The 11,993-nt window shown below is 71.6% G+C and carries 13 protein-coding genes; 6 read left to right on the plus strand and 7 right to left on the minus strand.

Going from position 1 to position 11,993, the window contains the following annotated elements:
- Positions 1-132: 132 nt before the first annotated feature.
- Positions 133-873 carry a DUF4232 domain-containing protein gene (locus AB0H32_RS42440; protein WP_361133108.1) on the minus strand — a complete coding sequence of 247 codons (741 nt, stop codon included), beginning with the start codon at positions 871-873 and terminating at the stop codon, positions 133-135.
- A gap of 177 nt (positions 874-1,050) precedes the next feature.
- Between AB0H32_RS42440 and AB0H32_RS42445 the strand changes: the two genes are divergently transcribed.
- Together AB0H32_RS42445 and AB0H32_RS42450 are read left to right on the plus strand one after the other, a co-directional pair.
- Positions 1,051-2,490: a helix-turn-helix domain-containing protein gene (locus AB0H32_RS42445; protein WP_361133110.1), complete on the plus strand. Its 1,440-nt coding sequence runs from the start codon at positions 1,051-1,053 to the stop codon at positions 2,488-2,490.
- Positions 2,491-2,655: 165 nt separating this feature from the next.
- A complete protein-coding gene (locus tag AB0H32_RS42450) occupies positions 2,656-3,858 on the plus strand; it encodes a PLP-dependent aminotransferase family protein (RefSeq protein WP_361133113.1) in 1,203 nt (400 codons plus the stop codon).
- Between the two features lie 28 nt (positions 3,859-3,886).
- On the opposite strand, the gene AB0H32_RS42455 is transcribed toward AB0H32_RS42450, so the two are convergent.
- Entirely contained in the window at positions 3,887-4,702 is an 816-nt protein-coding gene (locus tag AB0H32_RS42455) for a DUF4253 domain-containing protein (protein WP_361133116.1), read from the minus strand.
- Positions 4,703-4,846: 144 nt separating this feature from the next.
- Between AB0H32_RS42455 and AB0H32_RS42460 the strand changes: the two genes are divergently transcribed.
- The gene (locus AB0H32_RS42460; RefSeq protein WP_361133143.1) at positions 4,847-5,977 is read left to right on the plus strand and encodes a hypothetical protein; all 1,131 of its coding nucleotides are present in this window, start codon (positions 4,847-4,849) and stop codon (positions 5,975-5,977) included.
- On the opposite strand, the gene AB0H32_RS42465 is transcribed toward AB0H32_RS42460, so the two are convergent.
- Together AB0H32_RS42465 and AB0H32_RS42470 are read right to left on the minus strand one after the other, a co-directional pair.
- On the minus strand, positions 5,970-6,215 hold the full coding sequence (locus tag AB0H32_RS42465) for a DUF397 domain-containing protein (protein WP_361133119.1): 246 nt from the start codon (positions 6,213-6,215) through the stop codon (positions 5,970-5,972). The genes AB0H32_RS42460 and AB0H32_RS42465 overlap by 8 nt on opposite strands.
- A complete protein-coding gene (locus AB0H32_RS42470; protein ID WP_361133122.1) occupies positions 6,212-6,997 on the minus strand; it encodes a helix-turn-helix transcriptional regulator in 786 nt (261 codons plus the stop codon). Before AB0H32_RS42470 ends, AB0H32_RS42465 begins: the two co-directional genes overlap by 4 nt.
- Before the next feature lie 142 nt (positions 6,998-7,139).
- Between AB0H32_RS42470 and AB0H32_RS42475 the strand changes: the two genes are divergently transcribed.
- Entirely contained in the window at positions 7,140-7,610 is a 471-nt protein-coding gene (locus AB0H32_RS42475; RefSeq protein WP_361133125.1) for an ATP-binding protein, read from the plus strand.
- Here AB0H32_RS42475 and AB0H32_RS42480 read toward each other — a convergent pair.
- Positions 7,550-8,227 carry a DUF4232 domain-containing protein gene (locus AB0H32_RS42480; RefSeq protein ID WP_361133128.1) on the minus strand — a complete coding sequence of 226 codons (678 nt, stop codon included), beginning with the start codon at positions 8,225-8,227 and terminating at the stop codon, positions 7,550-7,552. The genes AB0H32_RS42475 and AB0H32_RS42480 overlap by 61 nt on opposite strands.
- 195 nt (positions 8,228-8,422) lie before the next feature.
- Here AB0H32_RS42480 and AB0H32_RS42485 point away from each other — a divergent pair, with 195 nt between their 5' ends.
- On the plus strand, positions 8,423-9,808 hold the full coding sequence (locus tag AB0H32_RS42485) for a helix-turn-helix transcriptional regulator (protein WP_361133131.1): 1,386 nt from the start codon (positions 8,423-8,425) through the stop codon (positions 9,806-9,808).
- 30 nt (positions 9,809-9,838) lie between these two features.
- Here the strand turns inward: AB0H32_RS42485 and AB0H32_RS42490 are convergent, their stop codons facing one another.
- Positions 9,839-10,468: a TetR/AcrR family transcriptional regulator gene (locus AB0H32_RS42490; protein WP_361133134.1), complete on the minus strand. Its 630-nt coding sequence runs from the start codon at positions 10,466-10,468 to the stop codon at positions 9,839-9,841.
- A gap of 90 nt (positions 10,469-10,558) precedes the next feature.
- On the opposite strand from AB0H32_RS42490, the gene AB0H32_RS42495 reads away from it, so the two are divergent.
- Positions 10,559-10,972 carry a DUF4345 domain-containing protein gene (locus AB0H32_RS42495; RefSeq protein ID WP_361133137.1) on the plus strand — a complete coding sequence of 138 codons (414 nt, stop codon included), beginning with the start codon at positions 10,559-10,561 and terminating at the stop codon, positions 10,970-10,972.
- Positions 10,973-11,285: 313 nt separating this feature from the next.
- On the opposite strand, the gene AB0H32_RS42500 is transcribed toward AB0H32_RS42495, so the two are convergent.
- Positions 11,286-11,993: Lrp/AsnC family transcriptional regulator (locus AB0H32_RS42500; RefSeq protein WP_361133140.1), on the minus strand; the 708-nt coding region annotated here is incomplete at its 5' end.

The following is an 11,993-nucleotide window of genomic DNA, read 5'->3' on the forward strand; positions in this document are numbered from 1 at the left end:
CCCCGTACTGCCGGGGGGCGCAAACCATTTCCGCCCCTACCCCATGGTCGGCCCGGCTTTTCGGTTTGGGCCGGGTTGCTCCACTGTTTTAACCGGGCCCGCCGGGGCTGTTGCGGGGGCGGCCTCGGCCGTTCACCAGCCGGCGATGTCGCTCCGGTTCTGCTGCCAGTACGTGACCTTCAGCGAGCTGTCGTAGTAGACCCCCTTGGCCGGCAGCGACGGGGTCGCGACGGCGCCGCCGCTGCTGTTGGGGGTCATGCCCTGGAAGCCGACGGTCAGCTTGTGGCCCGTTGCGCCGCCCTGGCCGCTGCCGTCGGCGGAGGAGAGCAGGACGGCCGCGTAGCCGGACTCGCCGGGTGCAAGGGTCGTCACGGCCTGCGGGTGGGTCTTCTCGTCGGCCTGCGGTGCCCACTGCATCTCGTCGAAGCGGAGCACCGGGTAGTACGTCAGGTCGCAGTACTTCGAGCCGGTGTTCTTGACCGTGATGAGCATGTGGTTGAGCGGACGGGACACCGGCTGCGCGGTGACCTTGGTGTTGGAACCGTTGCACAGGACGCGGTTCTTCGGGTCCGACGCGTTCGAGGAGCCGCCCGACGAGGAGCCGCCCGACGAGGAGGAGCCAGACCCCGACGAGCCCGAGCCCGAGGACGCCGAGGAACCCTTGGCGGAGCCGGACGAGCCCGATGAGGAGCCCGTGCCGGAAGCGGACGTCCCCGTGCCCTTGCTCCCTGTTGCCGTGGCGCTCGCCGCGGTCGAGGAGGGCCGCGACGCACCGTCGTCCTTCGTCCCGGTGCCGTCGTTGCACGCCGTGAGGGCGAGGGCGGCGAGGGCGGCTCCGGCGACGGCGAGCAGGTGGGTAGGGCGGGTGCGCATGGCGGATCTCTCTTCCGAGGGGTTGCGTGCTTGGATGGCCACAGCTTGTGGAGGGATCCGTCCCGTCCGCCACACCCGGCGGGCGATCAGGGACGCTGGAATGCTCAGACGGGCCCTGAGCTGCGGAGACGTCCCTTCCATGGAACGCGGGGGTGGGACATGGGGTATGGAGGAACAGTGCCGGACAGCACTGCTGGCGCCGCTTTCGCCGGGCTGTTGCGGGAGTTGAAGGACCGGTCGGGGCTCAGCTACGGCGTCCTCGCCAGACGGCTCCACATGAGTACGTCGACCCTCCACCGCTACTGCAACGGCGATGCCGTACCGGCGGACTACGCCCCCGTGGAACGCCTCGCCCGCCTCTGCAAGGCCTCGCCCGAGGAACTGGTCGAGCTGCACCGGCGGTGGGTGCTGGCGGACGCGCTGCGGGGGCGGAAGGGGGAGCAGGCGGGGCCGAAAGCGTTGGCGCTCGACTCCGATTCCGATTCCGATTCGAATTCGGAGTCCGGGGCCGGGGACGGGTCCGATCCCGGATCCGATTTCGCGTCCGAGGCGGAGCCGTCGGCGTCAGGTCCCGAGGCGGAAGTGCCCGTGGCCGCAGTCGAGTTCTCGGCCGAGCCGTCGGCGCCAGGGGCTGAGTCCGGCTCCGGGCCGACGCCCGGTTCCGCACACGTGCCGCCGGAAGGCCGCCCCGCGAGCCCGCGTCCTCGTGCCCGTACCGTCCTCGTCGCCGGGGTCGCCGTCGCGGCGGTGCTCGGTGCCGCCACACTGGCCGTGAACCTGACTTCGGGCGGCTCGGACGCCGCAGGCGGCACTCCTGAAGCGGCGGCGTCGACGTCCCGTCACACGGCGGCGGACGGTCACCGGCCGACGGTACGGCACCCCGGCACCTCACCGTCCGCCTCCACTTCGGCCTCCGCCTCCGCATCGCCCTCCGCGCCGGCCGACGGCGCCCCGACGGCGGACGGCAAGGGCGAGGCCCCGTCCGGCGGGAACGACCCCGACGCGGCTCCGCTGACCGTGTCGACAGACGCGTACGCCTGGGAAAGCCCCTGCAGCGCCCGCTACTTGATCGACCGGCCTCCGGCGAAGGTGGCGCCGCCGCCGGTCGAGGGCGCAGCGACTGCCTGGGTGGCCGTGCACGGTGCCGTCTCCTCGGGGAAGCAGCAGGTCACGCTCACCGTGCAGGGCACCGGCAAGGAGACCGTGGTCCTGCAGAGCCTGGCGGTCCAGACGGTCGCCAGGCGCACGCCGCTCGCATGGAACGACTACGCCATGGGCTACCCGGGCGTCGGCTGCGGCGGTGGTGTGCCGACCCGTTCCTTCACCGTCGCCCTGGACGCCGTGCGTCCCGCTGTCCAACCTGAAGCGGGGCACCGGGACTTCCCGTTCAAGGTCAGCGAGTCGGACCCCGAGGTGTTCTACGTCAAGGCCGATGCCTCGGCGTACGACGTGAGCTGGACGCTGGCGCTGACCTGGTCCAGCGGCTCCCGCCACGGCGTGCTGAGGATCGACGACCACGGGCGGCCGTTCCACACGAGCGGCAACAACGGGCGGCCCGCCTACGAGTTCCCGCTGGGCGGCTCGGGCTGGGTCAAGGCGGGCACCACCAAGCCCTGACCGCGGTGGGCCGTCGGCACCCGGCGTTCAGGAGGGTGCGGGCCGTCGGCGGCCGGCGTTCAGGAGGTCCGGATCGCGGAATTACGGGTGTAAGCGGCAGCTACCTTTTTAGGCTGCGTCCGGAACGTACCGACGTACCGATGTACCCGCGAAGGAGCCGCAACCATGACCGCCACCGATTCCGCTCCACCGACCGCCCCCGTTCCGCCGCTCGCGGCCCGCGCACGCAGCGTGGGCGGTTCGCCCGTACGGGACATCCTGGCGGTCACCGCCCGCCCCGAGGTGATCAACTTCGCGGGCGGTCTGCCCGCCCCCGAGCTGTTCGACCGGGACGGCATAGCGGCCGCGTTCCGGGACGTCCTGGCCGACGCCCCGGCCCGGGCGCTGCAGTACTCCACCACCGAGGGCGAGCCGACCCTCAGAGCCGGGCTCGCGGCCCGCATCACCGGACAGGGGCTGCCGACCGGCCCCGACGACCTCCTCGTCACCACCGGCTCCCAGCAGGCGCTGTCCCTGCTGGCGGCCGCGCTGATCGAGCCCGGCGACACGGTCCTGGTCGAAAGCCCCTGCTATCTGGCGGCCCTCCAGGTGTTCGGGCTGGCGGGCGCCCGGGTGGTGCCCGTGCCGGGTGACGAGGACGGGGTCGACCCGGCGGCCCTGGAGGAGGCGGTGCGGCGCGAACGTCCCAAGCTGCTCTACCTGGTCCCGACCTTCCAGAACCCCACCGGCCGTACGATGCCGGCCCCGCGCCGGGAGAAAGTCGCCGCCGTGGCCGCCCGCGAGGGCCTGTGGATCATCGAGGACGACCCCTACGGCGAACTCCGCTACGACGGCGTCCGCGCGCCCTGGATCGCCTCCTGCCCCGGCGCCGAGGACCGGGTCGTCCTGCTCGGATCCTTCTCCAAGGTCATGGCCCCCGGCCTGCGCCTCGGCTGGCTCCGTGCCCCCGCGGGCCTCCGGCGGGCGTGCGCGGTGGCCAAGCAGGCGGCGGACCTGCACACCCCGACCCTCAACCAGCTCGCCGCGGCCCGCTACATGGACGTCCTGGACGCCCATGTCGCCCGCGTCCGGGCCGTCTACGGCGAACGCCGGGACGCCATGCTGGCCGGCCTGCCCGAGGCCCTCCCGGAGGGGTCCGCCTGGAACCGGCCCGAGGGCGGCATGTTCCTGTGGGTCCGGCTCCCCGACTCGTACGACACCACGGCCCTGCTCCCGCGCGTGGTGGAGCAGGACGTGGCCTACGTCCCCGGTGCGCCCTTCTACGCCGCCGACCCCGACCCCGCCACCCTCCGGCTGTGCTTCGTGACGCAGACGCCTGAGGAGATCGCGGAGGGGCTGCGCAGACTGGGCCGGGGCCTGCGGGGCTGAGCGCGGGCGCAGGCCGGTTCCGCCCCGGTCAGTCCCACCAGAAGGACCAGGTCGGCTCGCCGATCAGGTCCTCGGCGTAGGCGCGGAGGGTGTCCGGGCCGTTCTGCGTGATGTTGTCCGGGCAGAACGCGAAGTGTTCCGCCGCCACCGCCTCGGCCTCGGCCCGGGTGGCCGGCGGGGCCGCCACGGACACGGTCAGGGTGTCGAAGGTGAGCGCCACCACCCGTATGCCGAAGCGCTCCTCCCAAGAACGCAGGACCGTGCACAACCGGGCCACGTCGTTCTCGTAGTTCAGCGGGCCCGTCCAGCCGATCGCCGCGGGGATGTCGGCGGACCGGCGTGCCGGGACCAGGGCCAGGTGGGGGTCCTTCAGCCAGGCGCGCGTGCCGTCCGTCAGCGAGTCGGCGATCTGGGCGGCGCGGGTGTCCGGGTCGGCGGTCGCGGCGCCCGCGGGCGCGAGACCGGGCCAGTCGGCCCCGAACGGCTCGACGTCCTCGGCCAGTTCGTCCTCGGCGTTGTCGTCCCAGTACTCCGCGAGGAGTTCCTCGGTGTCGTGATCACCCGGGTAGGACATCTCTCCCGGCATCAACTCCCAGCTCTCCACCCCGCCCTGGGTCCCGCCCAGGTCCACGAGCACCGGAAGCAGCCCGGCTCGCGCGGCCGGTGCGCCGAGAGCCTTCCAGGTGCCGGGGGCGGCCTGCTTCTCCGCGTGCCACAGCAGGGGTTCGTGCCAGGGACCGTCGTCGGTCGCGTCTATCAGCCTGCCGGGCGGGAGCTGAAGCCCGAGGGACCGGCCGCTCGGGTCGGTGGCCAGCTTGGGCAGCGGGTTGGGAAGTGTCGCCATGACGGTGACTGTAGGGGCAGCCACTGACAGCGCGGACGCCGACTCCAGGCAACCCACCCTGTCCGCAGGCCCTCTACAGGAGTGACCGCAATCGCGGGCCGAGGGGAAGGACGGAACGTGCGCAACCGGGTGACGGCGCAAGCCGTGCCCAGGGACGGGGCACGGATCGGCCGGATCGGCCGCTATCCGGTGCGGTGGCACATCGTGCTGCTGACCCTGTGGACGGCAGGCTGGTTCGTCGTGGCCGAACGCCACGCCGCCGTTTCCTGGCACTACCTGAGAACCGGCGAGCAACTGCTCTTCAATCAGGTGCCCGGCGGCGGCCTCGCGCTCTACGCCAACCACCCCGAGCTGCAGATCGGCCCGGTCAGCTTCCTGGTCGCCGGACTGTTCGCACCCTTCCCGGCCGACGTGGGCGAGAAACTCGCCGACGCGTTCATGTCCGGTCTCGGCCTGTACATGCTCGTCCTGGTCGGCCGGGCCGCCGCCGACCACTACCGGGGCTCAGGCCTCAACCACCAACGTCTCCAGCAGCGCGTCCTGATCGCCGGAGCGGCCTTCATCCCCATGTGGGTGGAGGTCTCGGTCCGCTTCGCCCACCTCGACGACGTCCTGGCCCTCTTCTTCACCACCCTCGCCGTCCGCGCGCTGGTCCGCGGCAACGCGACCGCGGTGGGGGTCTTCCTGGCCCTGGCCGTCGACTCCAAACCCTGGGCCGTGGGCTTCCTGCCCCTCCTCCTGGCCCTGCCCCGCCCCGCCCGCCTGCGCTCCACCGCGTGGGCCTTAGGCCTGGTCGCCGCGGCCTGGCTGCCCTTCTACCTCTCCCACCTGGAGACGTTCGCCGCGGCCCGGTTCACCATCCCCAACCAACCGGCTTCCTCGCTGCACTGGTTCGGCGTGAACGACCCCGCGACCCCCTGGTGGGACCGGCCCGCCCAGATGGCCCTGGGCCTCGGCCTGGGCGCGCTGGCCGTCCGGCGCAACCGCTGGCCCGCGGTCGTCCTGCTCGCCGCCGACGCCCGCATCGTCCTGGACCCGAGCGTGTACACGTACTACAACGCCTCGGTGCTCCTCGGCACCCTGATCTGGGACTCCATAGGCCGACGGCACCTGGTCCCGTGGGTCAGCTGGATAGCCCTGATCTCCCTCTACGGCAGCGCGCTGCTGATCCCGTCCGCCTCCGTGCAGGGCTTCATCCGGCTCGCCTTCGCGGTCGGCTCGGCCGCGTACGTCCTGTGGTCACCCCAGAGGACGCCGAGGGGACAGCTCACTTGAGGGAAGAGGTGAAGGCGGCCCAGGCGGAGGGGGCGAGGTGCAGGGTGGGGCTGTGGGCGGGGTCGTTCTTCGAGTCGCGGATGTGGATGGTGCGGGGGCAGGTTGCGACCTCGACGCACTGGCCGCCCTCGCTGCCGCTGTAGGTCGACTTCCGCCAGGCGACCGCGACTTCGATGCACTGGCCGCCCTCGTCACCGCTGTACGTCGACTTGAACCACTGAAGTCCCTCGGTGCTCATCGCTCTCCTAGCAGGCGGTTGAGCAGGCCCATCGAATCCTGAGTGGTCAGAGCCTGTGTTCGCAGCATCGCATACTTGCGCGCCAGGATGGACACCTCATCTGCGTCGGAAACCCACTGGCTGCCGCGTTGGGACTCCGTGTACGCGACGTGTTGGTGGTCCGGGGTTTCCAGCAACGTGAACGGGCCGTTGAGGCCCGCGTGGAGGGGGCTCGTCAACGGCAGGATCTGGAGTGAGACGCAGGGGAGTTGGGCCATCTCGCGCAGGAACCGCAGCTGCTCTCGGCGCGCCTCCTCCGAGCCGATCTGCAGGAGCAGAGCAGGCTCCCACACCACGAAGCTCAACGTCGGCGGGTGGGTGCGGTGCAGGATCTCCTGTCGGTCGATGCGCAGCCTCAGCGTTGTCTCCAACCGCTCCTCGTCATAGGCAGGAACGCGGTTCTGCAGGACCGCGCGTGCGTACGGCTCGCTCTGGAGCAGACCGGGGATGACCGCGTTGTCGTACCAGGACAGCGCGATCGCCACCCGCTCCTGATCCATGTACTCCTCGGCCCACAAAGGAAACTGATCCACCTCAGGCAGGTTCGCCACCCCGGCCGCCAGGAGCCCCTTCGTCCCCAGGAACTCGTCGAGGATCTCGGCGATGTCCCGCTTCAGTGGACGTCGGCCCTGCTCGATCGAGGCGATCGTCTCCTCGTTGATGTTCAGCGCGACACTCAGGCCCGACTGGCTCAGACCCGCCGCCCTGCGTGCCGTGGCGAGCTGGCGGCCGAGCATCTTCATGGCCGACTGGTTCTTCCGAGAAGTGGTCATGCTGCTGAACTCCCACGCCTGCCCGTGCCCGACCCCCGCACGATCCCGTACAAATGCTTTGTACGGGATCACGGCCTGAACCAGGCTAGTCACTCTCCGCGACAGTCGTCCCGTGAATGCACAAACCGAACTCCTCTACCAGCGCGACCAGTTCTACGGCCGCACCCGCCGGTCCGTCCCCGCCGCCAGGCGGTTCGCGGACTGGTCGCTGACCTACTGGGGGCTGGCCGCATGGGAGCGGAGGGGAGACGTGTCGCTCTGTGTGAGTGAGTTGGCCACGAATGCTCTGATGCACGGGGCACCGCCGGGGCGCGGATTCCTGCTGCGGCTGCGGTACGACGGGCGCCTCGTACGGGCCGAGGTCCACGACAGCGGCCCCGGTGTCCCGAGGCTTGCGGAGCATGCGGACGAGGGCGGGCGCGGGCTGCTGCTCGTGACCGCGCTGGCGGACGAGTGGGGTGTGGGCAAGCGGTGCCCCGGCAAGGTGGTCTGGTGCGAGTGGTACCGGGGCACCCGGGACGCCTACGCGGCGGAGAGGGCGTCGGCCGCGGCGGGCTGCCAGACAGAGATCCGCGGGGCGTGAACGTGTGCCTTCACGGGGATGCGGATGGTGTCGCCGCTGTCCAGCTTCACGGTCAGGTACGAGGTGTCGCTGCCCTGACCCGGTGCGTCCTGCTGGTCGAGTGCGACGCCCTCGTAGTTCGACTGTCCGGGACGCAGGATGTTGGGGCCGCCGCCGATGCCGTCGGGCGTGGTGGCCCGGATGCGGCCGTCGAAGGTGACGAGGCCGATGATGCCGAGGTCGCAGGGGGCGCCGCCGGTGTTCTTGGCGGTGATCAACAGGTGGTTGATCGGCTGTGAGACCGGGGCGGCGGTGATGGTCAGCTGGCCGGCGCGGCACAGCCGGGCCCGGGTGCCGGTGCCCGATCCGGACGCGGTGTGCGAGGCGTGCCCGCCGGTCCGCTTCGCGGCCGTGGGGGAGGCCTTGGACGAGCCGCTGCCCCCGGCCGCGTTTCCGGCGGAGCCGTGCGAGGCCCCGGCGGCGGGCGAGGAGGAGGTGGTGGCGCTCGCCGGTGCCGAGGCGGTGGTGGACGTGCCGGTGGAGGCGGAACCCGTGGCGGAGCCTGGGTTACAGGCGACGAGGGCGAGGGAGCCGAGGGCCAGGGTGGCCGCGGAGGTCAGGACGCGCTGGACGGACATGTGGTGCTTCTCCCGTTGGTCGGTGCGGTCGGGGCCGGATCGGGTGAACCGGCCGATGACCAAAACCGTGCGGGCTGATCCCTCTCAGTCGCTATGTTCCACGGGGGAGTTGGGAACCCTGGAACGGTTCCAGACCGTCTGAACTGGGGAAACGTGAGGGCCTGGAACGCCGTTCCGGGATGGTGGGGAGAGGCGATGGCGAACGAGTCCCAGGAGCTGGCGAAGCTGTTGCTCGCGTTGAAGGAGCGTTCCGGCCGTGGCTACGGCACGCTCGCCAAGCGGCTCCACGTCAGCACGTCGACGCTGCACCGCTACTGCAACGGCACGACGGTGCCGAACGAGTACGCGCTGCTGGAACGGTTCGCGCGGGTGTGCGGGGCCACCCCGGACGAGTTGGTGGACGTGCACCGCCGATGGATCATGGCGGACGCCGTTCGCCGCCGGGGGCCGGAGGCACCCGGTGCACTCGCACCCGAACCCGTGGTCGAGGACGTGGCGGAAACGGGCGCTGCCGAGACGGTTGCCCTTCCCGATGGCGTTCCCGGTGCTGTTCCCGATGCCGCGGCCGTCGCCGGTGCGCCGGCCGGGCCCGACACGGTCAACGGCCTCCCGCCGGTGGCCGCCCCCGCCGTGCGGACCCGCAGGCGGCGCTCGGTCGTCGTGGCCGCGGTCGTCGCGGGTGCCGTCACCGTCTCGGCCGCCGTGGTCGCCGCGGCCGCGCAGTTCGGCTCGCCGTCCGGCAGCGGGCAGGGGTCCGGGACGCGCGCCGCCGGACGGTCCGGTGCCGTGCACCCCGCGGCGACAGCGTCCGGCCGTGCCACGGCCGAAACGGCCGCCGGGGCCTCCACCGGGTCACCGTCCCCGTCGGCGGACGCCCGAGCCTCGGCCTCGACGTCGGCGGACACCGACAAGTCCTCGGGCGACGGCACCACAACCACCGACAGCACACCGCCGTTCCACGTGAACGTCCTGACGAACAACTGGGACACCCCCTGCGACCAGTGGTTCCTCCTCCGGCGCTCGCCCGGCACCGTGCCACCGCCACCGGCCGGTCAGGCCACCGACGGCTGGGCGGCCACGCTGGGTGCCGTACCGGCCGGGCACCTGCGGCTCCAGGTCACCGTGCAGGGCAGCAGCAGCCGGCCCGTCGTGCTCCACGCACTGCGCGTCGTGACCACCAGCAACCGCACGGCACCGAAGGGCAACGCCTACATGATGGGCAGCGGGTGCGGCGGCGACCTGGCACCCGCTTCGTTCGCCGTCGACCTCGACACACCGTCCCCGAACGCCAAGCCGGTCCCCGGTCACGAGGGCAACATCACGACGCGCGCGACGAACTTCCCGTACACGGTGTCCGTCGACGACCCGGAAGTGCTCAACATCGACGCGAGCACGGACAGCCACGACGTCGGCTGGTACCTCGAACTGAGCTGGAGCAGCGGCGACCAGCAGGGCACGGCCCGGATCGACAACCACGGGAAGCCGTTCCGCACCGTCGCCATGCAGGGCGACAAGGCCTACTGGTACAACGCCGACGGCACCGACAAGTGGCTGCCGTACACGGCGTCGGACGCGGGCTAGGAGCAGCCGGGCGACCACAGGAGCGGGGGCCTAGGCACCCGGGCCGGGCCCTTGCCGCGGCCAGTCGGGGGCGGGGTCCTCGGCGAGCAGCGGTCGGAGGGCGCCGAGAAGCGCGCCGATGCAGACGTCGCGCAACTGGGTGCGGGTGCATGTCTCGTGGGTGAGCCAGTCGACGCAGAGGACCTGGACGAAGACCAGCCAGCTTTTCAGGACGCCGGACACGGCCTCGCAGACACTGTCGTCCGCGAGCGGGAGTACGCCCAGCAGCCGCGCGCGGAGCACGTCCAGCTCGTTCGTCATGATCGTCTGGATCACCGGATCGCCCGCAAGGACCCGGTTCGCCGTGAGGACGGCGTTGCGATTCGCCACGAAGTAGTCGAGATGGACGTCCATGCCCTGGATGAGCTGTTCCACCAGGGAGTCGGAGGGATCGAGCCGCGTCTCGGCGAGCAGCTGGTCGGCCGCCTGCTGGTAGACGGCCGCGAAGAGGGCGTGCTTGCTGGGGAAGTGACGGTAGAGCAAGGCCCGGGAGACACCGGCCTCTTCGGCGACCTCCTCCATCAGCACGTCGGCGTACGAGTGTGCGGCGAAGAGCCGTGCGCCGACGGCGAGGAGCTGGGCGCGGCGGTCTGCGGGAGTGAGCCGCTGGCGGGGAGGCACGAACGAAGTCTAGTTGACATGTGTCTACTGGCGCGCCCATCGTAGTAGACACATGTCAACCAGACTTCGCCAAGACGGCTTGGAGGGATCATGGCCAGGGTTCTGCGCGTACTCACTCAGCTGATGGGCTGGTCCTGCGTTGCGATCGGCCTGTTCCACGTGGCACTCGGCAACGCGGCGATTCCCGGGGCCGGTTCCGCCGGCACGACGGTCGACAGCTGGGGCCGGTTCATGGGGGCGAGCTTCGTCGGCTACGGACTGGCCTGGCTCTGGGCCGCGCGGCAATGTCCGATCCCGGCTCGGGCGGTGCGGTGGCTGGCCGGCGTGTTCCTGCTGGGCGGCGTGGGCCGGCTGCTCTCGCTCGCCGTGCACGGCTGGCCGCAGTGGTTCCAGATCGCGTTGGCGGTGATCGAGCTCAGCCTGCCGCCGGTCTTCTTGTGGCTGGCCGACGCGGAGGAGCGGACCCTGCGCAGCGACGTGGAGGCCATGTCTGCCGGGCGGTGAATGCGCGCGAGCCCGTCCAGGTCGAACGCTTGGGCGAGGAAGCTGACGTTGTCGGTCAGGAATTACGTGATCGTCGACTGGCGGAGTTCGAGCGCCTCTGTGGTCATGGCCTGTCCTGCTCGGCGACGGGGAAAGAGCCATCGGGCGTCCGGGCGGACGCGATCACGGTGTTCGGCCGTCGGCCCAGGCAGCCCAGCGGTATTCCGGCGAGAGGGGCCGCGACGGGCGAGGGTGGGTCGCCGGGCCGGACCAGGACCTCCGCGTCTTCTTGGAGGACGTCACCGCCGCTGACCTGCCCGCCCACGAGGGCGCCTCACCTCGACGGGACCGGCTGGACCGGTGCGGGAGTGCGTTTGGCGGCGCGGCTGACGATGGCCGTCTCCACGTGGGTGATGCCCAGGCCGACCAGGTCCCGGGAGAGGAAGCCGTAGAGGGTCGTCAGGTCCGGGAAGTACGCGGCCGCGTGCAGGTTCGAGGGGCCCGACGTCGCGAACGCGCCGTGCACCGAGGGGTGGTCGGCCAGGGCCTGCCCGGCGGCGGCCAGATGGTCGGGGGCCACGTGCAGCAGGAGCTTGGCCTCGATGGGCAGCCCGAGGCGGCGCGGATCGACCAGGACCTGGGTGATCAGACGGCGCTGGGCGGCCAGTTGGGCGAGGCGGCGGCGCACCGTGCTCTCCGGGTGGCCGGTGCGCGCGGCCAGGGCCGCCGAGGTCAGGCGCGCGTCGGGGGTGAGGGCGTCGATGAGGGACTGTTCCAGGGCATCGGTGTCGACGCCGTACGGGCCCGGGGAACCGGAAGCGCTCGCCCCGGGGACCGGCTCGGCCGGGCTCAGGGCCGCGCGTTCGGGCGCGGTCAGCACTTGGTGACGCCACTCGGAGGTGAGCCGGAAGACGTGCAGGATCGTGGCGCTCTCCAGGGACGTCACGGCCTGGGTGGAAGGCAGTTGGCGGAAGACCAGCGGGTCGCGTGAACCCGGCTCGGTGCGGGCGACCGCGAAGATCTCGTCACCCGAGGTGGTGAC

The organism is Streptomyces sp. NPDC020362, from assembly GCF_040642095.1.
Taxonomy (GTDB): domain Bacteria; phylum Actinomycetota; class Actinomycetes; order Streptomycetales; family Streptomycetaceae; genus Streptomyces.

Bases quoted from the DNA above. Each gene is read 5' to 3' on its own strand.
- AB0H32_RS42440 (WP_361133108.1), bottom strand. From the start codon at position 873: ATGCGCACCCGCCCTACCCACCTGCTCGCCGTCGCCGGAGCCGCCCTC.
- AB0H32_RS42450 (WP_361133113.1), top strand. From the start codon at position 2,656: ATGACCGCCACCGATTCCGCTCCACCGACCGCCCCCGTTCCGCCGCTC.
- AB0H32_RS42455 (WP_361133116.1), bottom strand. From the start codon at position 4,702: ATGGCGACACTTCCCAACCCGCTGCCCAAGCTGGCCACCGACCCGAGC.
- AB0H32_RS42465 (WP_361133119.1), bottom strand. From the start codon at position 6,215: ATGAGCACCGAGGGACTTCAGTGGTTCAAGTCGACGTACAGCGGTGAC.
- AB0H32_RS42470 (WP_361133122.1), bottom strand. From the start codon at position 6,997: ATGAAGATGCTCGGCCGCCAGCTCGCCACGGCACGCAGGGCGGCGGGT.
- AB0H32_RS42480 (WP_361133128.1), bottom strand. From the start codon at position 8,227: ATGTCCGTCCAGCGCGTCCTGACCTCCGCGGCCACCCTGGCCCTCGGC.
- AB0H32_RS42485 (WP_361133131.1), top strand. From the start codon at position 8,423: ATGGCGAACGAGTCCCAGGAGCTGGCGAAGCTGTTGCTCGCGTTGAAG.
- AB0H32_RS42495 (WP_361133137.1), top strand. From the start codon at position 10,559: ATGGCCAGGGTTCTGCGCGTACTCACTCAGCTGATGGGCTGGTCCTGC.